General features: G+C 75.6%; 15 protein-coding genes, 1 pseudogene and 1 riboswitch. Of the genes and pseudogenes, 8 read left to right on the top strand and 8 right to left on the bottom strand.

Annotated features, from left to right (window positions below; all coding sequences use genetic code 11):
* Nucleotides 1-100 precede the first annotated feature (100 nt).
* Entirely contained in the window at nt 101-631 is a 531-nt protein-coding gene (locus QWY28_RS06655) for a 4'-phosphopantetheinyl transferase family protein (protein WP_300951536.1), read from the top strand.
* On the opposite strand, the gene QWY28_RS06650 is transcribed toward QWY28_RS06655, so the two are convergent.
* The 3 genes from QWY28_RS06650 to QWY28_RS06640 all read right to left on the bottom strand — a co-directional run bounded on the left by QWY28_RS06650 (nt 534) and on the right by QWY28_RS06640 (nt 6,661).
* A complete protein-coding gene (locus QWY28_RS06650; RefSeq protein WP_300951535.1) occupies nt 534-1,895 on the bottom strand; it encodes a M1 family metallopeptidase in 1,362 nt (453 codons plus the stop codon). The genes QWY28_RS06655 and QWY28_RS06650 overlap by 98 nt on opposite strands.
* Nucleotides 1,892-5,758: a Pls/PosA family non-ribosomal peptide synthetase gene (locus QWY28_RS06645; RefSeq protein WP_300951534.1), complete on the bottom strand. Its 3,867-nt coding sequence runs from the start codon at nt 5,756-5,758 to the stop codon at nt 1,892-1,894. The genes QWY28_RS06650 and QWY28_RS06645 overlap by 4 nt, the downstream gene beginning before the upstream one ends.
* Nucleotides 5,759-5,995: 237 nt before the next feature.
* Nucleotides 5,996-6,661 carry a GntR family transcriptional regulator gene (locus QWY28_RS06640; protein ID WP_300951533.1) on the bottom strand — a complete coding sequence of 222 codons (666 nt, stop codon included), beginning with the start codon at nt 6,659-6,661 and terminating at the stop codon, nt 5,996-5,998.
* Between the two features lie 41 nt (nt 6,662-6,702).
* Here QWY28_RS06640 and QWY28_RS06635 point away from each other — a divergent pair, with 41 nt between their 5' ends.
* From QWY28_RS06635 to QWY28_RS24400, 3 genes and pseudogenes are all read left to right on the top strand, one after another.
* The gene (locus QWY28_RS06635) at nt 6,703-7,971 is read left to right on the top strand and encodes an MFS transporter (protein WP_300951532.1); all 1,269 of its coding nucleotides are present in this window, start codon (nt 6,703-6,705) and stop codon (nt 7,969-7,971) included.
* 42 nt (nt 7,972-8,013) lie between these two features.
* A complete protein-coding gene (locus QWY28_RS06630; protein ID WP_300951531.1) occupies nt 8,014-8,628 on the top strand; it encodes a cytochrome b/b6 domain-containing protein in 615 nt (204 codons plus the stop codon).
* 95 nt (nt 8,629-8,723) lie between these two features.
* Nucleotides 8,724-9,803: pseudogene (locus QWY28_RS24400) on the top strand (alpha/beta hydrolase family protein); the annotation flags it as partial.
* Between the two features lie 16 nt (nt 9,804-9,819).
* On the opposite strand, the gene QWY28_RS06620 reads toward QWY28_RS24400, so the two are convergent.
* The 5 genes from QWY28_RS06620 to QWY28_RS06600 all read right to left on the bottom strand — a co-directional run bounded on the left by QWY28_RS06620 (nt 9,820) and on the right by QWY28_RS06600 (nt 16,898).
* Entirely contained in the window at nt 9,820-10,917 is a 1,098-nt protein-coding gene (locus QWY28_RS06620) for a cobalamin biosynthesis protein (RefSeq protein WP_300951530.1), read from the bottom strand.
* A 122-nt stretch (nt 10,918-11,039) separates the two neighbouring features.
* Nucleotides 11,040-13,481: a bifunctional hydrogenobyrinic acid a,c-diamide synthase/histidinol phosphate aminotransferase CobBC gene (gene cobBC / locus QWY28_RS06615; RefSeq protein WP_300951529.1), complete on the bottom strand. Its 2,442-nt coding sequence runs from the start codon at nt 13,479-13,481 to the stop codon at nt 11,040-11,042.
* Nucleotides 13,475-14,089 carry a cob(I)yrinic acid a,c-diamide adenosyltransferase gene (gene cobO, locus QWY28_RS06610; RefSeq protein ID WP_300951528.1) on the bottom strand — a complete coding sequence of 205 codons (615 nt, stop codon included), beginning with the start codon at nt 14,087-14,089 and terminating at the stop codon, nt 13,475-13,477. The genes cobBC and cobO overlap by 7 nt, the downstream gene beginning before the upstream one ends.
* Nucleotides 14,089-14,859, bottom strand: a complete 771-nt coding sequence (cobA, locus tag QWY28_RS06605; RefSeq protein WP_300951527.1) for a uroporphyrinogen-III C-methyltransferase — start codon at nt 14,857-14,859, stop codon at nt 14,089-14,091. The genes cobO and cobA overlap by 1 nt, the downstream gene beginning before the upstream one ends.
* Complete coding sequence (locus QWY28_RS06600; protein WP_300952281.1) at nt 14,859-16,898, bottom strand: VWA domain-containing protein; 2,040 nt, start codon at nt 16,896-16,898, stop codon at nt 14,859-14,861. Before QWY28_RS06600 ends, cobA begins: the two co-directional genes overlap by 1 nt.
* A gap of 277 nt (nt 16,899-17,175) precedes the next feature.
* A riboswitch (cobalamin riboswitch) is annotated at nt 17,176-17,323 on the bottom strand.
* 45 nt (nt 17,324-17,368) lie between these two features.
* On the opposite strand from QWY28_RS06600, the gene cbiE reads away from it, so the two are divergent.
* The 4 genes from cbiE to QWY28_RS06580 all read left to right on the top strand — a co-directional run bounded on the left by cbiE (nt 17,369) and on the right by QWY28_RS06580 (nt 20,953).
* Nucleotides 17,369-18,616 (top strand): precorrin-6y C5,15-methyltransferase (decarboxylating) subunit CbiE, encoded by a 1,248-nt coding sequence (cbiE, locus tag QWY28_RS06595; protein ID WP_300951526.1) that lies wholly within the window; start codon nt 17,369-17,371, stop codon nt 18,614-18,616.
* 168 nt (nt 18,617-18,784) lie between these two features.
* The gene (locus QWY28_RS06590; protein ID WP_300951525.1) at nt 18,785-19,576 is read left to right on the top strand and encodes a TIGR04255 family protein; all 792 of its coding nucleotides are present in this window, start codon (nt 18,785-18,787) and stop codon (nt 19,574-19,576) included.
* The gene (locus tag QWY28_RS06585; protein WP_300951524.1) at nt 19,573-20,292 is read left to right on the top strand and encodes a hypothetical protein; all 720 of its coding nucleotides are present in this window, start codon (nt 19,573-19,575) and stop codon (nt 20,290-20,292) included. The genes QWY28_RS06590 and QWY28_RS06585 overlap by 4 nt, the downstream gene beginning before the upstream one ends.
* Nucleotides 20,273-20,953, top strand: coding sequence for a Fic family protein (locus QWY28_RS06580; RefSeq protein ID WP_300951523.1), 681 nt, complete (start codon nt 20,273-20,275; stop codon nt 20,951-20,953). The genes QWY28_RS06585 and QWY28_RS06580 overlap by 20 nt, the downstream gene beginning before the upstream one ends.
* The last annotated feature ends 223 nt before the right edge of the window (nt 20,954-21,176 follow it).

The following is a 21,176-nucleotide window of genomic DNA, read 5'->3' as shown; positions in this document are numbered from 1 at the left end:
ACGTTTGCGTCCGTGACTACCCCGGCGGCGGTCCCGCCCGAGCCCGTGGTCGCGGGCCTGGTGCCCGTCGAGCCGCGGCGAGCGGCCTATCGTCGGCGCCGTGCGGACGGAGGGGACGGACGGGTCGGTGGGGTCGGGACGGGAGGCCCTGCGCGCGCTGGCCGAGCGGCTCCTGCTCGAGCACACCGGCGCGACGGGGGTCGTCCGGCTCTGCCCGCGCTGCGGCGGCGCCGACCACGGCCGGCCGCTGCTGACCGGCGCCGGACCGCTGCCCCACGTCTCCCTCGCGTACGCCGACGGGCTGGTCGCGCTGGCCTGGAGCCACGACGGCCCGGTCGGCGTCGACGTCGAGCGCGAGGGCCCTCCGGTCGGGACGTACGGCGACCGCGAGGCGTGGACGCGGGCCGAGGCGCTGCTCAAGCACGCCGGCACCGGCCTGGCCCACGACCCGCGCGACGGCCTCCCGGACGACGTGCCCACCCACGACCTGGGTGCGCCCGACGGCTACGTCGGGACGGTCGCGGGCCGGGGCGTCAGCTGGCGCCTGGCCGGTCCGGCAGCGCCGGGAGGTCGGGCAGCGCCGGTTCGTCGAGCCACGCCCGGAACAGGCCGCCCAGGTCCTGCCCGGTGACCTCGCCGGCCAGCGCGACCAGCTCGGTGGTGGTGACCGACCCGCCGCGGTGCCGCTCGCACCAGGTGCGGAGCAGCGCGAAGAACGCCTCGTCGCCCACGGTCAGCCGCAGGGCGTGCAGCGTGAGCGCGCCGCGCTTGTAGACCCGGTCGTCGAACATCGTCCCCGGACCCGGGTCGGCGAGCACGAGGTCCTGGTCCAGGCCGGCGAGGCGCTCGTGGTGGGACCGGGCGTGCACGTCGGCGGGGTCGCCGCCGGAGCGCTCGGACCACAGCCACTCGGCGTAGCAGGCGAACCCCTCGTGCAGCCAGATGTCGCGCCAGCGCGCGAGCGTCACCGCGTTGCCGAACCACTGGTGCGCGAGCTCGTGGGCGACCAGCCGCACCGAGCGCCAGTCGGGGTCGAGGAAGTTGGCGCCGAAGGTGGAGAGCCCCTGCGCCTCGAGCGGGATCTCCAGGTCGTCGGCGGTGACCACGGAGGTGTACGCCGCGAACGGGTAGGGGCCGAACAGCTCCTCGAAGACCGCGACCATCTCCGCCTGCCGGCCGAACCCCGCGGTGAACGCCTCGTCGGCGACGTCGGTGCCCTCCGGCACCGCGGCGCGGACCGGCACCCGGGCGCCGTCGAGCTCGTGGACGTCGTACCGCCCGACCTGGACGGTGGCGAGGTACGTCGCCATCGGCTCGCGCTGCTCGTGCACCCACCGCAGGCTGCTGCCCTGCCGCACCCGCTCGGTGCGCTCGCCGTTCGCGACCACGACGTACCCGGGCTCGGTCGTCACCGTGATGCGGTACGTCGCCTTGTCGTCGGGCCGGTCGTTGCAGGGGAACCACGTGGGGGCGCCGTGCGGCTGGCCCGCGACGATCACGCCGTCCTCCAGCTCCTCCCAGCCGGCGTCGCCGTGGACGTCGTCGACGAGCGGCCGCGGCGTGCCGGCGTACTTCACGACGAGCCGGAAGCCGGTCCCGGCCGCGAGCGGCGCGGCCAGCGAGACCACCAGCCGGCTGCCGCGGGTGGTCCACCGCTTCGGGCTGCGGCCGTCGACGGTGACCTTGTCGGCCTCCAGCCCGGCGAGGTCGAGGACCACCCGGTCGAGGTCCTCGGCCACCGCGACGGCGTCGATGGTGGCACGGCCGCGGAGCCGGTTGGGCTCGAGGTCGTAGTCGAGCTCGAGGTCGTAGTGGCGGGCGCTCCAGGCGGGGTCGCCGTGCCCCGGGAGGTAGTCGTCGGCGGTGGGCAGGCCCTGCTGTCCGGGCAGCTTCACCGCTCCGCCGTCCACGGGCCGATGGGGTTGCCGATCCAGGTGGTCTTGTCCGGCACGGACTCGCCCCTCATCACCAACGACACGGGGCCGACCGTAGCGTGGCGGCCCAGGGTCGCCGCGGGGAGGATGACGCTGTTCGGGCCCAGCGTCGCGCCCCGCAGGAGGGTCACGGTGTCGGTGCTGAGCATCCGGTCGTGGAACAGGTGGGTCTGCACCACGCTGCCCGCGTTGACGGTGGCGCCGTCGCGCAGGTCGACCAGGTCGGCCTCGGGCAGCCAGTAGGTCTCGCACCACACGCCCCGGCCGATCCGGGCGCCCATCGTGCGGAACCACGCGGTCAGCAGCGGGGTGCCGACCGCGGCGCGGGCGAACCACGGCGCCGCGAGCACCTCGACGAAGGTGTCGGCCAGCTCGTTGCGCCACACGAACCAGCTCCACAGCGGGTGGGCGCCGGGCCGGGCCCGGCCGACGAGCAGCCACTTCGCGGCGGTCGTGACCGCGGCGGCGACCAGGCCGCCGAGCGCGAGCAGCGGGCCGGCGAGCAGCACCGCCACGAGGGTGCCCCACCGGTCCAGCAGCGCGACCAGCACCACCGCGACCACCAGGGTCAGCGCGACGGCGAGCACGACGGGGACCAGGCGGCACAGCTCGACCAGGGCCCGCGCCACGAGCAGCCGCGTCGGCGGGTCGTAGGTGCGGCCGCCGTCGGTGTCCTGGGCGACCCGGCGCAGCGGCGCCGGCGGGCTGCCGAGCCAGGACCCGCCGGACCGCGCGCGGGCGCGCCGCGGGGCGGCCGAGAGCACGGCGACCAGCGACGCCTTGGGCACCTTGCGGCCCGGCGCCGCCATGCCGGAGTTGCCGACGAAGGCGCGCTTGCCGATCTTGACCCGCTCGACCCGCAACCAGCCGCCGCCGAGCTCGTAGCCGCCGATGAGCGTGTCGTCGGCGAGGAACGCCTGGTCGTTGACCTGGGTCAGCGACGGCACGAGCAGCACGGTCGAGGCCTCGACGCGGCGGCCGACCCGCGCGCCGAGCGCCCGGAGCCAGACCGGCGTGAGCAGCGAGGAGTAGAGCGGGAACAGCCAGGTCCGCGCCTCGTCGAGCACCCGCATGGTCGTCCACACCGCGAGCGCCGGGCCGCTGCGCACCGGGTGGACCCCGGGCCGGACGCCGAGCGCGGCCAGCCGGACCACCACCCACACCAGGGCGGCCAGGACGAGCAGGCCGACCAGCGTGGCGAGCGGCAGCCAGGGCAGCAGGCCCGTGAGCGCGTCCCGCGCGCCGTCGTACGCCGTCGGGCCGAGCGCCAGCAGCACGGCCCCGCCCGCGGCGACCGCGGCGACCGGCAGCAGCGCCAGCAGCGCGGCCACGAGGGCGTACGCCGCGACCCAGGCGCGCGAGGTCGCCGGACGGCCCGACCACGGGCCGCGCGCCGCCTCGCTGACCCGCGTGGCGGGCGCGCCGGACCAGAACTCCCCGTCGGGGACCCGGCCGAGGACCGCCGACCCGGGGGCCACCTCGGCGTCGCGGCCCACCTCGGCGCCGGGGCACAGCATCGAGCGGGCGCCCACCTTGGCGCGGGCGCCGACGGAGACCGGGCCGAGGTGGACGACGTCGCCGTCGACCCACCAGCCGCGCAGGTCCACCTCGGGCTCGACCGAGCAGCCCTTCCCGAGCCGGAGCAGGCCGGTCACCGGCGGGAGGGAGTGCAGGTCGACGTCGCGGCCGACCTCGGCGCCGAGCAGCCGGGCGTACCACGTCATCGCCGGGGCGCCGGCCAGCCCGGTCGCGCCCAGCTCGTCGGCGGCACGCTCGGCCAGCCACAGCCGCAGGTGCACCTTGCCGCCACGCGGGTGGTCGCCCGGGCCCACCCCGGCCAGCACGAGCCGCGCGGTGCCGGCCGCGAGCAGCATCCGGCCGGGCGGGCTGAGGAACACCAGCCAGCCGAGCAGCACCAGCGGCCACGCCGGCCGGGGCAGGCCGTCGACGCCGAGCAGGGCCGCCGCGTGGCAGCCGATCGCCGCCCAGGTCACCCAGCGGGGGCTGGCGAGCATCCGCAGCGCGACCGTCGCGACGACCTGGCCGGCCTGGGTCTTCAGCGGCACCGCGGGCACGGTGCGGTCGCTGGTGGCGCCCGGCGCCGCGAGCCCGTCGAGGTAGGCGGCGAGCTCCCCGAGGGTCGGCCGCTCGTAGATGTCGCCGACCGCGACCTCCGGGTGCCGCACCCGCAGGCGCGAGACCATCTGCGCGGCGGTGAGGCTGCCGCCGCCGAGGTCGAAGAAGTCGTCCGTGCGGCCGGTCGCGCCCGCCCCGAGCACCTCCACCCACAGCCCGGCCACCCACGACTCGGTCGCGGTCAGCCCGGCGGTCGGCGCCTCGGCCGCGGCGGGCAGCGGCCAGGGCAGCGCGTCGCGGTCGACCTTGCCCGACGTGCGGGTGGGCAGGGTGTCGACGACCGCGAGGCGCGGGACGAGCGCGGCCGGGAGCGCCCGGCGCAGGCGGTCCAGGGCGGCGGCCTGGTCGAAGGTGGCGTCGACGGCGACGTACCCCACGAGCAGCTGGTTGCCGGCGGAGGTACGCCGCACCGCGGCCGCCGCGCCGGAGACGCCGGGCAGCCCCAGCAGCGCGCTGTCGACCTCGCCGAGCTCGATCCGCCGCCCGCCCAGCTTGACCTGGTCGTCGGCGCGGCCGCCGAAGAGCAGCCCCTCGGGGTCGAAGACGACCAGGTCGCCCGACCGGTAGGCGCGGTCCCAGCCGAGGGTCGGCATCGGGGCGTACTTCTCGGCGTCCTTGGCCGGGTCGAGGTAGCGCGCCAGGCCGACGCCGCCGATGATCAGCTCGCCGGTCTCCCCCGGCGCGACGTGGTGCCCGTCGGCGTCGACGACGGCGAGGTCCCAGCCGGCCAGCGGCAGCCCGATCCGCACCGGCCCCTCCCCGGTCAGCTCGGCACCGCACGCCACGACGGTCGCCTCGGTCGGGCCGTAGGTGTTCCACACCTCCCGGCCCGGCGCGACCAGCCGGGCCGCCAGCTCCGGGGGGCACGCCTCGCCGCCCATGATCAGCAGCCGCACCTGCGCCAGCGCCTCCGCCGGCCAGAGCGCCACCAGCGTCGGCACGGTCGAGACGACGGTGACCCCGTTCGCCACGAGCCACGGCCCGACGTCGACGCCGCTGCGGACCAGCGCGCGCGGCGCCGGCACCAGGCACGCGCCGTACCGCCAGGCCAGCCACATCTCCTCGCAGCTGGCGTCGAAGGCGACCGAGAGGCCCGCCATCACCCGGTCGCCGACACCCAGCGGCGCGTCCTGGAGGAAGAGCGTCGACTCCGCGTCGACGAAGGCCGCCGCGCTGCGGTGGGAAACCGCGACGCCCTTCGGGGTGCCGGTCGAGCCGGAGGTGAAGATGACCCACGCGTCGTCGCCGAGCCCCGGCTCCTCCACCGGGCGCGGCACCTGCGCGTCCAGCGGGCGCCGGGCGACCACCGCCAGCCCGTTGCCGACCACCGCGGCGACGTCGGCCTCGCCGAAGACCAGGCGGGCGCGCTCGTCGGGGTCGTCGGCGTCGACGGGGACGTACGCCGCCCCGGCCAGCAGGACGCCGAGGATGCCGACGTACAGGTCGGTGGTGCCGGAGCTGATCCGCACGCCCACCGTGTCGCCGGGGCCAACACCGAGCTCGGCCAGCCGCGCGGCGAGGGCGTCCGCGGACTCCTCGAGCTCGGCGTAGGTGAGCACCTCGTTGCCGGTGTCGACCGCCGGGTCGTCGGCCGCCTGCGCGACCGTCGCGCGGAAGACGTCGACCAGGGTGCGGGGCGTGGGCGCCTCTGCGCCTCGGCGCAGCGGCAGCGTGGGATCGGTGGGCACGGGCGAACGCTGTCGGGGACAGGTGAACGGGAGGTGTCGGCGTCCACGGGGCGGGTCGTGGTCGTGGCTGCGGCGGCAGGCGTCGGCCGCCGGCCGACGGTTCACCCGATCGGCACCGACGCTCCGCCTCCCTCGCCGCGGTCGCCCGCGCGGAGCTCGCCGCGGCCAGCGGCTGGCGGGGTAGTCACGGACGTTTCTGTCCTCGACTACCCCCGTGACGGACGTTTTCGTCCGTGACTACCCCGGCGGCGGCCCCGCCTCGAGCCCGTGGTTGCGGGCCTGGTGCTCGTCGAGCCGTTCCGCGAACGCCGCCCAGTCACCCGCGGCCGCGTCCTCGGCGAGGCCGCGGTGCTCGGCGAGCACCTGCTGGGGGTCGCCGACGACCTGGTCCGCGCTGCGGATGATCGAGATGTACTGCCGGGCCTGCAGCCGGTCGTAGACGTCGAGCATCACGCCGTTGCCGGACATCTCGACGAACATGCGGTGGAAGGCGGCGGCCAGGCCGGTGAAGGCCCCGACGTCACCGGCCGACAGCGCCCGCTCCTGCTCGGCGACATTGGCGGTGAGCCGGGCGGACAGCGCCTCGCGCAGCCGCGTCTCGCCGCGGCGTACCCCCGCGGACTCCAGCGCGTGGCGCACCTGAGCGGCCTCGCGCACCTCGGTCTCGCTGAGCTCGCGCACGAGCGCGCCCCGCTGGGGGTAGATCGTCACCCAGCCCTCGTCCTGCAGGCGGGCCAGCGCCGCCCGGACGGGGGTCCGGCTCATGCCGAGCTCGGCCGCGAGCCCGTTCTCGCTCAGCATCGTCCCGGGCGCGTGCGCACCGCGCACGATCGCTTCCCGGATCGCGGTGTGGGCGCGCTCGGCGGCCGTCGCGGGCGTCGTGCTGGCGGTGTCGTTGCTCACGGATGCCTCCGTTCCCCTGGGATACAACTAGGATACAAGTCGTGGACGACCACTCCTCCGTGACCGCCGCCGACGAGGCCGAGCGCGCCCGGGTCCAGCGCCGCACCCTCGGTGCGGTGGTGCTGGCGCAGGTGCTCGGCGGTGCCGGGCTCGCCGCCGGCGTCACCGTCGGCGCCCTGCTGGCCCAGGACATGCTCGGCAGCGAGGGCCTGGCCGGCCTGCCGACGGCGCTGTTCACGCTCGGCTCGGCGCTGACGGCGTACCTCGTCGGCCGGGTCAGCCAGCGCTCCGGGCGCCGCGTGGGCCTGGGGCTCGGGTTCCTCGCCGGTGGCGTCGGCGCGGTCGGCGTGGTCGTCGCGGCGGCCGCCGACAGCGTGCCGCTGCTGTTCCTCGCGCTGTTCGTGTACGGCGCCGGGTCGGCGACCAACCTGCAGGCGCGGTACGCCGGCACCGACCTCGCCGCGCCGGCCGCCCGCGGGCGCGCGATCAGCGTCGCGCTGGTGTCCACGACGCTCGGCGCGGTCGCCGGGCCCAACCTGGTCGACCCGCTCGGCGACCTGGCCGTCGGCCTCGGCCTCCCGGCGCTCTCCGGGCCGTTCCTGCTGGCCGCCGTCGCCTACCTGGCCGCCGGTGTGGCGCTGTTCGCGCTGCTGCGGCCCGACCCGCTGCTGCTCGCCCGGCGGCTGGACGCGGCCACCGGCCCGGCCGCGGCGGCCGACGGCACGGACTCGCCCGTGGCACGCGTCCGGCCGGCGCGGGCGGCGTACGTCGGCGCGACCGTGATGGTGCTGACCCAGGTCACGATGGTCGCGATCATGACGATGACGCCGGTCCACATGCGCCACCACGACCACGGGCTCGGCGACGTCGGCATGGTGATCGGCCTGCACATCGCCGCGATGTACCTCCCCTCCCCGCTCACCGGCCTGCTCGTCGACCGCCTGGGCCGCGCGACGATGGCCGCGGCCTCGGGCGCGGTGCTGCTCGCGGCCGGCGTCACCGCCGCGCTCGCCCCGGGCGGCTCCCTGCCGCTGACCGTCCTCGCGCTCGTGCTCCTCGGCCTGGGCTGGAACATCGGCCTCATCTCCGGCACCGCCCTCGTCGTCGACGCCACGACCCCGGCCGAGCGCCCGCGCGTGCAGGGCAGCATCGACGTGCTGGTCGCGCTCGCCGGCGCGGCCGGCGGCGTGCTGTCGGGGCTGGTCGTGGACGCGGCCGGGTTCGCCTCGCTCTCCCTCGGCGGCGGGCTGCTCGCGCTCGCGCTGGTGCCGGTCCTCGCCTGGGCGCGGCCGCGGCCGGCCGCCGCCTGACCGCCGCCTCGTCCCCCACCGGGCGAGCACTACGGTGCCGCCATGCCCGCGCTGCGCAACGGTCCCCACGGCTACGGCGTCGTCACCCGGGTCCTGCACTGGGTCACCGTGGTGCTGCTGGCCGTGCAGGTGGTCGTCGGCTACACGATGGGCTCCGCCGCGGACCGGGCGGCCGACCGCGCCGAGCAGCGGCTCGACGCGTTCGAGGAGGCCGGCGAGGAGCGCGCGGAGCGGGCGGGCGAGGCCGCCGAGGAGCGGTTCGAGCGCGAGGTCGAGCGCCGCGAGGAGGCGATCGACGCCGCCGAGGACGGGCCGTCCCCGCTGCACGTCGGGCTCGGGCTGGGGCTGCTCGGACTGGGCCTCGGGCGGCTGGCGTGGCGGCGTACGACACCCCTGCCGCCGTGGTCGGACCGCCTCTCGCCGCGGGACCGCCGGCTGCAGGGGCTGCTGGAGAAGGCGCTGCTGGCCCTGCTGATCGTCGTGCCCGCGACCGGCCTGCTGCTGCTCGTCGCCGACGACGCGGTGGCGGTCCACGTCGCCGCGCACGTCGCGTTGTACGTCGTCGTGCTGGCCCACGTCGCGCTGGTGCTCCGCCGGGGCACGCTGCCGCGGATGGTCGGCGGGCGCGACCGGCCGCGGAGCGGCGAGTCCCGCTGAGTGGTCACGGCCGGACCGACCCCGGGTGACCGGCTCCTACGGTGCGCCGACCAGGCCGGCCCGCGTCGTGGCCGGCACGGACCCGAGGAGCTCCGATGCGTCGTTCGTCCACTCCCGCGGCCAGGCTGGCCGCCCTCCTGCTGGGGGTCGCTCCCCTCGCCGTCACCGGCCCGCTGGCCGGCCCTCCCGCCGCCGGCAGCCCGGCGGCGTCCGCCGTGGAGCCGGGTACCCCCGACCTCGAGCGCGGTGACCTGCTGACCCACCGGCCGCTGCGGACCGTGGCCGCGCTGCCCAGCGCCCGCTCGACCGAGCTGGTGACCTACGTGTCCAAGGGCGTCGACGGGCGCCGGATCGTGGTCTCCGGGACCGTCGCGCTGCCGACGACCACGCCGCCGAAGGGCGGGTGGCCGGTGGTCTCGTGGGCGCACGGCACCACGGGCACCGCCGACGTCTGCGCGCCGTCGGCGGACACCGCCGACGGCCCGGCGCACTCCTACGTCGGTCGGATGAACCAGACGCTCGACCGCTGGATCGCGGCCGGGTTCGTCGTCGTGCAGACCGACTACGAGGGGCTCGGCACCCCGGGCGACCACCCGTACATGCACGGCCCGAGCGCCCGCCGCACCGTCGAGGACGTCGTGCGCGCCGCCCGCGCCCTGGACCGCCGCGTCGGCCGCGACTACGTCGTGGCCGGGCACAGCCAGGGCGGGCAGGCCGCGCTCTTCGCCGCGGGGCCGACCAACGCCCGCACGGACATCCGCCTGCGCGGTGTCGTCTCGATCGCGCCCGGCGGCGTGGGGCTGAGCCAGACCGCGCCGTACGTCCAGTCCAACCAGCCCGGCGCCGACGCGGCGGTCCGGTTCCTGCCGCCGCTGCTGCTCGGTGCGGAGGCCGGCGACGAGGACATCGACGCCTCGGCGTGGCTGACCGAGACCGGGAACCGGTTGCTGTCCGTCGGTCGCTCGGCGTGCGTCGAGCAGGTCCAGGCGGCCGCCGAGGGCGTGCGGGCGGTCGACATCTTCCGCACCGACGTCGACATCTCCGCGCTCGGCCGCTACCTGCGTCGCCACGAGCTCCCCGGACCGCGCCTGAGCGTGCCCGCGATGGTGGCCCAGGGCACGGCGGACGCCGCCGTCGGCAAGCCGGGGATCGACCACCTGGTCGCCGGCCTGTGCGAGCAGGGCGCGGACGTCACCTACGCGGTCTACGAGGGCGCGGACCACCGCGGTGTCGTCGAGGCGTCGTACGACGACGCCGTGGCGTTCGCGCGGACGGTCCTGGCCGGCCGGGCGCCGACGACCACCTGCGGCTGAGCCCGGCCGCGGCCAGCACGGCCACCCACCCCGCCCGGCGGGCCAGCGCGGTCGCGCGCGGCACGTCGGCGGAGTGGACCGGCCGGCCCTCGCCCATCGTCGGCCGCGCCTCCACCCGGTCGCCGTAGCGGTTCGTGCCGCCGAGGGTGACCCCGAGCGACCCCGCGAACGACGCCTCGACCACCCCGGCGTTCGGGCTCGGGTGGGCCCGCGCGTCGCGGCGCCACGCCTCCCACGCGTCCCGTGCCCCGGCCGGCGCCGCGACCAGCACGCACAGCGCACCGAGGCGCGACCCCGGCAGCCCGAGCACGTCGTCGAGGCGGGCCGACGCCCACCCGAACCGCTCGTAGCGCTCGTTGCGGTGGCCGACCATCGCGTCGAGGGTGTTGGCGGCGCGGTGCGCGAGGAGGGCAGGTACGCCGCCGACGGCTCCCCACACGAGTGGGGCCGTGACCGCGTCGGAGGTGTTCTCGGCGACCGACTCCACGACCGCCCGCGCCACCTCGCCGGCGTCGAGGCCGGTCGGGTCACGACCGACCAGGTGGGTCAGCCGCTCGCGGGCCGCGGGCAGGTCGCCCGCGTCGAGCAGTGCGTGCACGGCCAGCGCCTCCCGCTCGAGCGTCCGCCCGCCCAGCACCGTCCACGTGGCCAGCGCGGTCGCGCCTGCGTGCAGCAGCGGCCGGCCGCGGGTGGCCCGCTCCACGGCGACACCGAGCCCCGCGGTCCCGCCGACCAGCAGGGCGGTGTAGACCACGCCGGGCGCCCGCGCGTCGGCGTGCAGCACGCGCTCGGAGCTGCTCGCCAGCCGCCCGAACCCGGCCACCGGGTGCCACCGGCGCGGGTCGCCCAGCACCCGGTCGACCGCGAAGCCGAGCAGCAGCCCCGCCGCCCGGGACCGGCGGAGGTCCGGGCGCCCGCGCGGGTCCGGGCGCCTGCGCGGGTCCGGGCGCCCGCTCGGGTCCGGGCGCGTCGACAATCGTTCAATTGCGCGGTTGTGACCGCTTCTCAGGGCGAAAATGCGTCGCAATCGTTCAATTGAACGATCGTGTGCGCCCCCGAGCCGCCCAGGAGCCCGACCCGACCCGCCCGCCGCCGACCTCACGACGGCACGAGCGCACACGCGTCGAGCGCACCGAGCAGCAGCGCGGTGGTCTCGGGCGGGCGCACGGCGATCCGGACCCACGAGCCGTCGAGGCCGGGGAACGTGTCCGCCCGCCGCACCGCGACCCCCTGCCCGCGCAACGCCTCCCGCGCCCCCGCCCCGAGCCGGGCGAGCACGAACGACGCCTGCGACTCGACGACCTCGACGCCCCGTTCGGCCAGCCCCGCGACCAGCACCGACCGCCAGGCAGCGATCCGGGCCGCGCGCCGGCCGGCCTCGGCGACGGCCACCGGCCCGGTGCAGGCGAGGGCCGCGTGGACGGCCGGGGTGGAGACCGACCAGGGCACCTGGCGCGCGGCCAGGCCGGCGATGCTGCGCTCGCTGCCGACGACGTACCCGACCCGGATCCCGGGCAGCGACCAGTGCTTGGTGAGGCTGCGGACGACGAGCAGCCCGCGCCGCCGGTCGCGCGCGAGCGACTCGCGCTCGCCCTCGACGGTGTCGATGAACGCCTCGTCGACGAGCACCACCCGCTTGGGGCGCCGCAGCCGCAGGATCTCCGCCGCGGGGTGCAGCACGCCTGTCGGGTTGGTGGGGTTGCCGAGGACGACGAGGTCGGCGTCCTCGGGGACCGCGGCGGGGTCGAGCCGGTAGCCGTCCTCGGCCCGGCACGGCACGACGGTCACCCGGTGCCCGGCCCGCTCGAGCGCGGCGTGCGGCTCGGTGAACTGCGGGTGCACGACGACGACGTGGCGCCACTGCTTCCACCGGGCGACCAGCTCGAAGGCCTCCGCGGCGCCGGCGGTCACCAGCACCTCGTCGGGCCGCCGGCGGTGCAGCTCGGCGATCGCCGCGCGGGCCGGCGTCGGGTCCGGGTAGTTCGTCGACGCCCGCACCCCCTCGGCCAGCGCCCGCTCCAGCCAGGCCGGCCGCGGCTCGGGGTGGACGTTGACGGCGAGGTCGAGCAGGCCGGGCCCGACCTCGCGGTCGCCGTGGTGGAGCAGCGGCTCCAGCAGCGGGTCGGGCGGGAGGTCCACGACGGACGCCACCGGTGCCGGCGGCTCGACGGCCGGCGGCGCGGGCACCGGCACCGCGGCGGCGGCCGCCTCGGCGAACCGCTGGGCGAGGTGCGGGTGGCCGGCCCAGTGCACGTGCAGGTACGACGCGTGCAGGGTCGGCGACGCGACGCCGATGAGCTCGCGGTCGACCTCCCAGGCCGGCGTCCACCCGCGGGCGGCGCGGGTCAGCGCGGTGCGGTGGAACTCGTGCCCACCCACCTCCTCCCCCGCCCGGGTCAGCAGGCTGTCGCCGACCGCGCGGGCGACCGGGTAGCGCAGCACCAGCCGCTCCGACATCGCCGCCGACGTCCCGATCACCCCCGCCATCGGCACGTCGTCGAGCGAGTCGAGCAGGTAGAGCATCCCGGCGCACTCCGCGACCGTCGGCAGTCCCGCAGCGACCGCCTCGCGCACCTGCGCGAGCAGCGCGGTGTTGCGGGCCAGCTCCCCGACGTGCACCTCGGGGAAGCCGCCGCCCAGCAGCAGCGCCTGCGTGCCGTCCGGCAGCGCGGGGTCGGTCAGCGGGTCGAACCGCACCACCCGGCACCCGGCGGCCGCGAGCAGCTCCTCGGTCTCGGCGTAGGCGAAGGTGAACGCCCGACCGCCCGCCACGGCCACCACCGGCCCACCCGGCACCGGGGTCACCTCGCGCGCCGGGTCCCACGGGGTCGCGTCGAGGTCGGGCGCGGACCGCGCGACGTCGAGCACCGCATCGAGGTCGACGTGCCGGGCGACGTGCTCCCCGAGCCGGGTGACCAGCGCGGCGGCCTCGTCGCGCTCGCCGGCCGGCACCAGGCCGAGGTGCCGCGACGGGGTCGCCAGCGACTCCTCCCGCGGCACGACCCCGAGCACGGGCAGGCGCAGCGAGCGGCGTACCTCCTCGACGTTGCGCGCCGACCCCGCCCGGTTGAGGACGACGCCGACCACCTCCACGGCCGGGTCGTACGCCGCCATGCCGGCCACCAGCGCACCGGTCGATCGCGACATCCGCGCGATGTCGACCACGAGCACGACCGGCGTGCGGGTGATCGCGGCGACGTGCGCCGTGGACGCGAACCCGTCGGTGCCGAGCCGACCGTCGTGGAGGCCCATCACGCCCTCGACGACCGCGACGTCGGCGCCCCGCGCGCCGTGCAGCAGCAGCGGGGCGATCCGCTCGACGCCGACCTGGTGGGGGTCGAGGTTGCGGCCGGGCCGGCCGGTGGCGACGGCGTGGTAGCCGGGGTCGATGTAGTCCGGGCCGACCTTGTGGCCGGACACCTCGAGCCCCCGCGCCCGCAGCGCGGCCATCAGCCCGGTGGCGATCGTGGTCTTGCCCTGGCCGGTCGACGGGGCGGCCACCACGAGGCGGGGCAGGTGGCCGGCGGGCCGGGTCACCACTCGATCCCCCGTTGGCCCTTCTGGCCGGCGTCCATCGGGTGCTTGACCTTGGTCATCTCGGTGACCAGGTCGGCGACCTCGAGCAGCTCGGGCGCGGCCCGTCGGCCGGTGACGACGACGTGCTGGCGGCCCGGCCGGTCGCGCAGGGTGGTGACGACGTCGTCGAGGTCGACCCAGCCCCAGGCGATCGGGTAGGTGAACTCGTCGAGGACGTAGAGGTCGTGCGCCTCCGCGGCCAGCCGCCGCTTGATCTCGGCCCACCCCTCGGCGGCGGCGCGGGCGTGGTCCTCGGCGTCGCCCTGCTTCTTGCTCCACGACCAGCCGGCGCCCATCTTGTGCCACTCGACGGGGCCGCCCTCGCCGGTCTCCCGGTGCAGCTCGCCGAGGCGCTCGAGGACGGTCTGCTCGCCGATGCGCCACTTGGCGGACTTCACGAACTGGAACACCCCGACCCGCCAGCCCTGGTTCCACCCGCGGATCGCGAGGCCGAAGGCGGCGGTGGACTTCCCCTTGCCGTCGCCGGTGTGGACCATCAGCAGCGGCCGGTTGCGGCGCTGGCGGGTGGTGAGCCCGTCGTCGGGCACGGTCAGCGGCTGTCCCTGGGGCATCAGCGGGTCTCCTCGAGCTGGGGCTGGTGGGTGGTCGCGAAGGCGGCGACCTCGCCGATGACGGTGACGGCGGGCGGGCCGATGCCGACCGCGGCGTCGGCGACGGTGGCGAGCGTCGCGGCGCGCACCTCCTGGTCGGGGTGGCCGCCGCGGGCGACGACCGCCGCCGGCGTACCTCCCGGCAGGCCGGAGGCGAGCAGCTCGCCGGCGATCGCGGCGAGGTTGGCGACGCCCATGAGCACGACGAGGGTGGTGCCGGATCGAGCGAGCGCTCCGTAGTCGAGCGTGCAGGTCGGGTGCCCCGGCGGCACGTGCCCGGAGATCACGCTGAACCCGTGCACCACGCCGCGGTGGGTGACCGGGATGCCGGCCAGCGCCGGGACGGCGACGGCCGAGCTGACCCCGGGCACGACGCGGGTGCCGACGCCGGCCTCGGAGCAGGCGAGCACCTCCTCCATGCCGCGGCCGAAGACGAACCCGTCGCCGCCCTTGAGCCGTACGACGCGTCGCCCGGCCCGCGCGTGGGTCACCAGCAGCTCGTTGATCCGCTCCTGCGGGGTGGTCCGCCCGCGCGGCAGCTTGGCCACGTCGAGCACCTCGGCGTCCGGGCGGGCCCAGGCCAGCGCCTCCTGCGGCGCGAGGTGGTCGACGAGCAGCACGTCGGCCTGCTCGACCGCGGCGCGGCCGGCGACGGTCATCAGCCCGGCGTCGCCGGGACCGCCTGCGACCAGGGTGACGGTTCCCGGCAACAGGGGGGCGAGCGTGCCCATCAGGCGACGCGGCCCGTGGACCGGCTCGTGGACCGGTTGCTGGCCCGGTTGCTGACGAGGTCGACGAGGCCGTCGGCGCTCACCTCGGCCATCGGCACGTGCTCCGCGCGCAGGTGGCCGGCCAGCACCTGCGCCAGCCCCATCCGCATCGGCCCCTGCTCGCAGTCGACGACCACGCTGGGCACGTGCTGCGCGGCGAGGTGGCCGGCGACCAGGCGCGACCGCTCCACGGCGTCCGCGCCGGAGGTGGCGCGGCCGTCGGTGACGAGCACGAGCAGCGGCCGCAGGTGCGGGTCGCGGAGGTGCTCGCGGCGCAGCACGCGGTCGGCCTCCAGCAGGCCCTCGGCGAGCGGGGTCCGGCCGCCGGCGGGCAGGTCGTCGAGCAGCGCGGCGGCGATCTCCACCGAGCCGGTCGGCGGCAGCAGCAGCTCGGCCCCGCGGCCGCGGAACCCGACCATCGCGACCTTGTCGCGGCGGCGGTAGGCGTCGGTCAGCAGCGACAGCACGGCCGTCTTCACCTGCTCCATCCGCCGCCGGGCCGCCATCGAGCCGGAGGCGTCGACGCAGAAGAGCAGGAGGTTCGCCTCGCGTCCCTCGCGGACCGCCGTGCGCAGGTCGGCGGGCGCTAACCGCACCCGGCCGCCCGCCGCCCCGGCGCCCTCGCGGGCCGACCGCTCGGCCGCCGCGCGCAGGGTCTCGACGAGGTGCAGCGACCCGCGGCCGGTGCTCGCCCCGACCCGGCGGCCGCTGGTGGCCCGGGCCCGGCTGCGCCGGCCGGGGGTGCCCGCGCCGACGCCGTCGACGGTGAGCAGGCGAGGGCGGTACGCCGCACCCGCGCGCGCCGTCGTCGGCTCGCCGGCGCCGCTGGGCGCGGGCGCCGGCTGGTCCTCGGTCTCGGGCTCGGCGTCCGCCTCGGCGGGCTCCGTCTGCTGGGGCTGCTCGGGCTGCTGCTCGGTCGGCTGCTCGCCCTCGGGCTCCCCGCCCTGGCCGTCCTCGGGGTCCTCGCCGCCCTCCGGGGGCGGCGGGGGCGGGTCGGGCTGGGGGTCCGGCTCGGGCTCCGGCGGGTCGGGCAGCTCCTCGTCGCCGAGCACCCGGTCGAGCAGGTCCTCGTCGAGGCCGGGCGCGTCGAACGGGTTGCGCCGCCGCCGGTGCGGCAGCGCCAGCAGCGCGGCGGCGCGGATGTCGGCGAGGGTGACCCGGTCGCGGCCGGCCCAGGCGGCGTGCGCCACGGCGGTCCGCGTGGTGACGATGTCGGCGCGCAGGCCGTCGACCTCGAACGCCGCGCACACCTCGGCGACCTTGAGCAGCGCGGCGTCGGTGACCACGACGGAGCCGACCCGCGAGCGGGCGTCGGCGATGCGGCCGGTCAGGTCGGCCTGCCGGGCGGCGTACTCCTCCGCGAAGGCCTCGGGGTCGGCGTCGAAGGCGAGCCGGCGACGCACCACCTCCGCGCGCAGCGCCGGCTCCCGCGGCGCCGCCACCTCGACGGTGAGGCCGAACCGGTCGAGCAGCTGGGGCCGGAGCTCGCCCTCCTCGGGGTTCATGGTGCCGATCAGCACGAAGCGCGCCGCGTGGTGCAGCGAGATGCCGTCGCGCTCGATGCTGACCGTGCCGGTGGCGGCGGCGTCGAGGAGCAGGTCGACGAGGTGGTCGTGGAGCAGGTTGACCTCGTCGACGTAGAGCACGCCGCGGTGCGCCCGGGCCAGCAGCCCCGGCTCGAGCTCGACCGCGCCGGAGGTCAGCGCCTTCTCCAGCTGGATCGAGCCGAGCAGGCGGTCCTCGGTGGCGCCGACCGGCAGCTCGACGAGCCGCACCGGCCGGGTCCGCCTCGGGTGGCCGGCCGCGAACGGGCCGTCCGGCGAGACCGCGCCGGCGTCCGCCGGGTCCACGGAGAACCGGTCGCCCTCGTGCACCTCGACCGCCGGCATCACGTCCGCGAGCCCGCGCACGGTCGTCGACTTCGCCGTGCCCTTCTCGCCCCGGACGAGCACCCCGCCGATCCCCGGGCTGATCGCCGTGAGCACCAGCGCCAGACCCATCGGGTCGAGGTCCACCGGCCGGGCATCCCGCCGGTCGAGCAGCGAGCCCTCGAGACCACCCCGCTGGTCGAGCAGCGAGCCCTGGCGAGCGTCGTCGAGACCATCCCGCTGGTCGAGCAGCGAGCCCTGGCGAGCGTCGTCGAGACCACCCCGCTGGTCGAGCAGCGAGCCCTGGCGAGCGTCGTCGAGACCCGGTGACGTACCCGCCACCTCGTAGCAGCCGACGACGGCAGAAAAGGGGTACTTCGTAGGCACGTGAGGCTCCCGCTCGCTTGGCCATGGTTGGCGACGCGAGGCCGGTCTTCGGACTTGCCGGGTCACTCCTCACGGAGTGCTCGGTTCACCGCAGCGGGCCTGTGCCGGACTCTCACCGGCTTCCCAGATTCTCCCCGTTGTCCGTCCCCACCGCGTGGCGATGGTTGGGCCGCAGGGGCACCTCACGTTGTGCGAGGACGATAGCGTCCGGCCCCGTGCCCGACCCGACTCCCCCGCCCGGCGTGGACAGCGAACCGGTGATCACCGTCGTCGGCGTCGGCGCGGACGGGCGCCTGGACGAGTACGCCGCCGGCCTGGTCCGCGACGCCGACGTCCTGCTCGGCGGCCGGCGCCACCTGACCGACCGGCCCGACGTACCGGGCCAGCAGCGGCTCCCCTGGCCCTCGCCCCTCGCCGACGGCCTGCCCGCCCTGCTCGACGACCTCCGCGGCCGGCGTGTCGTCGCCCTGGCCTCGGGCGACCCGATGGTGTCGGGCATCGGTACGACGCTCGTCCGCCTGCTCGGCGCTCCTGCTGTTCGTGTGCTTCCCGCGGTCTCTTCGGTCGCGCTCGCCCGCGCCCGGATGGGCTGGTCGGCCGAGGAGTCGGTCGTCGTCACCCTCGTCGGACGCCACGAGGCGCGCCTGCTCCGCGAGCTCGCCCCCGGCCGCCGGATCCTCCTGCTTACCTCCGGCCCGGATACCCCCGCCGTCGTGGGCGAGCTGCTCACGGAGGCCGGCCACCCCGACGCCACCGTCACCCTCCTCGCCGACCTCGGCGCGCCGACCGAGTCCCGCGACGTCCGCACCGCGTCCGCGTGGGCTGCCGTCCCCGCGACCGACGTCCCCGCCCTCCACGTGCTGGCGGTCGAGCTGCCCAGCACCCCCGGCCCGTGGCCCACGACCTCCTGGGCCGCCGGCGTGCCCGACGACGCGTTCGAGCACGACGGCCAGCTGACCAAGCGCGACCTCCGCGCCTCCGCCCTCGCCCGCCTCCAGCCGGCCCCGGGCCAGCACCTGTGGGACGTCGGCGCCGGCGCCGGCTCGGTCGGCATCGAGTGGATGCGCGCCCACCCCACCTGCCGTACGACGGCGGTCGAGTCCCACCCCGACCGCGCTGCCCGCATCGCCCGCAACGCCGCCCGCCTCGGCGTCCCCGACCTCGTCGTCGTCGAGGGCCGCGCCCCCGACGCCCTCGCGGAACTCCCCGCCCCGGACGCCATCTTCATCGGCGGCGGCGCCACCCGCCCCGGCGTCCTCGACGCCTGCCTCGCCGCCCTGGCCCCCGGCGGTCGCCTCGTCGTCCACGGCGTCACGCTCGAGACCGAGTCACTCCTCGCTGACGCCTACCGCACGTACGGCGGCGAGCTGACCCGCCTCTCGGTCGAGACCACCGCCCCCGTCGGCACCTTCACCGGGTGGACGCCCGCCCGCACTGTCACCCAGTGGTTGTGCCTGCGCTGACCGCGGCCAATCCGCCCACTATGACGCGCGTGTCGCGCACGCGATGCCCCGCGTAGCCCGGCCCCCGATCGAGCGTCCAGGACGGGATGTCCAGCAAGTTATGTCCTGTTGCACGAAACACTTCGCTTCGAGCCTTCAGTATGCCTACAGTATCTCCGTGGAGTCTGCATGCTGAACCTGCCCCCGGCCGACCACACCCCGCTTCGCCATCCGCCTCTGCCGCTCGTTGTGGCGCAAGCGCGGTTCGCCACGCAAGCAGGCAGTGAGCTCTCCAGCGAGGTAACTGCGCGCTTCCTGGCTTCGCTGGTGGAGGCCGGGTACGACTTCAGCCAGGTGACACCGGTTCAGACCAACGAGATCGTGTTCGGGCCCGGCGTTCCGCCGTCGGCGACGGTAAGCGCTAGCGGGTTTCAGTTCAGCCCTGAGGACAGGTCGTGGATGGTCACGCTAATGGCGGACTCGGTGTCGTTGGAGACGCCCTCGTTCCTAAGCTTCGATGCGCAGTTCGGCCCGCTCCTGAAGGCGGTCCTTTCCGCGGCCACTGTGGCGGTCTCGCCTATTTCGGTGACCCGAGTTGGTCTGCGATTCGTGAACCTGCTTCGAAGCCCGGACGGGTTGAACGAATGGGGCAGGTGGCTCCGGCCGACATTGGTCGCCCCGCACGTTGACGAGCTGCTTCGCTCAGGAGTGCTGAATCACAACCAGCAGCTCATCTTGGATGTCGCTCCACAGGTGCGTAGCGCCGTGCGTACAGGCCCTGCGACGCTCGAGAATCAGGACGCGTTCCTGCTCGACATCGACACGTTTGCCGAGCTCGCGACGTTGTGGACTAGCGACGCTGTGAGCGGGTGGTTCGAACAGCTCAATGAGAGCGGCGTGGCGCTGTTCCAGGCGCTCGTCTCTGCTGAGATGCTGGCGCATCTGAAGTACGGCGATGATGGAGAGGCAGGCGCGCAATGACCGAAGTTCTTGATCGCCCGACCACCGTCACCGGGCATGACGTCTGGCGCGACGACATCCAGGCGAAGTTCCCGACCGAGACGCCTGTCGTCCGGCCGGTAGGCAAAACCGAGTCCTTCGATCGCCTGCTGCACTCGGTGTTCACGCGCACCTCTGGCCGGGTTGTGGTCGTCACGAGCAACGACGGGGTTGTCATCCATGGCTCCGATGCCGCCGACCTCGTTCAGGCGATGTTCGGGCCGAACCAGGCCGAGAAAACGCATCCTGCGACAGCAGCTACTGAGGCATTGGCCGAGTGGCTGCAGACATCGCTGGATTCGGTCGTCGCGCTGGTCGGCATCTCTCCCTCTACGCGGGCACACTGGCGCAAAAACCCTGACGCGCCGATTCGGCCGTCAAAGTCTGGGCGGCTCTTGCGTCTACATAGTGCGGTCGGCCTCCTGGTCGGAGAACTTGGCCTCGAGCGCGCTCGCGCCAAGCTTATCGCCGACAACTGGCTTTCGACTCCGCTCGATGACCAGCGCCTGTCCGCGCTCGAGGCCACTGTGCGTGATGCGCTTCTGCCCGACGGCCTGCAACCGCCCGCCTACCTGCTCGGAGGTGGTTTGAACCCTAACGAGGTCCTTGCGCGCATGGCAGGGAGTGGCCTCGACGAGGCGCACCAGCGCCTGCTCGATACTCCCGAGCAGATGGACGATGCCGCCGAAGGCTCGTAGGGGCGGCGCTGGCGGACGGCGGCCCCGCAAGCCGTTCCCTTGGGACCCGCACCTGCCGGCGAATAAGAAGAACATCCAGACGAATTACGACCAACTGTTAGTGCAGGTGGTGAACTCGGGCTGCGCTGGCTTGAGGCCCACCGAGGTCAGCGTTCGTGATTGGCACGTCGCCTCGGTCCGAGGTGTATGGCTCGCCGAGAAAGAGATTGCCGGCGGGTTTCGCGGCGAAGGGCCTGCTGGAAGCGAGCTCTCCACCTACCTCAACGGCGTGAATGGCATTCCGGGCGCACCCCCAGCCATGGTGAGCGGCCGCGTGACTACGTTCTTCGCCGAACTCAACGTGCGACTCGACGGCCTTGATGCGCGACTCACGGCTGGGGAGACCGTCCCATCGCTCTACCCGGACATCGTGCGCACCGCGGCTTGGGCGCACGGGGAGTGGGTTCGCATCCACCCGTTCGCCGACCACAACGGTTCCACGGCCCGGTTGATGGCCATCACCATCGGGCTCCTGTACGGCGTCCACTTCAAGCTGCCGGGGAAGCCGCGCAGCGCGATGCCGAACCCGGGCCTGGTTCTCGACTACGACCAGGCTGCGGGCGACCAAATGTTGGGAAACGACCAGAACATGGTGGTCGTGCTGCACAAACTCGCCCAGTAGCCGAAAAGCCGAACATGGGTGCAGCGCACCGCCCGTCCAGATCAGACCATGCGTGTGGAAAGGACTTCTCCACTACGGGTTCTGCTGCGGACGGACCACTTGGCGGGCGCATCACTCCGCCGGTGCCGGCGTCACGCACCCCTCGCCGGGCCCCTATACACAACTAGACAACGCCCCTTCTTTGTAGATCGGTCACCGAGAGCTCGAGCCTGACCATGGTTAA

The organism is Nocardioides oceani, from assembly GCF_030412965.1.
Lineage (GTDB): Bacteria > Actinomycetota > Actinomycetes > Propionibacteriales > Nocardioidaceae > Nocardioides > Nocardioides oceani.
This window is presented reverse-complemented; position numbering and strand designations above follow the sequence as displayed.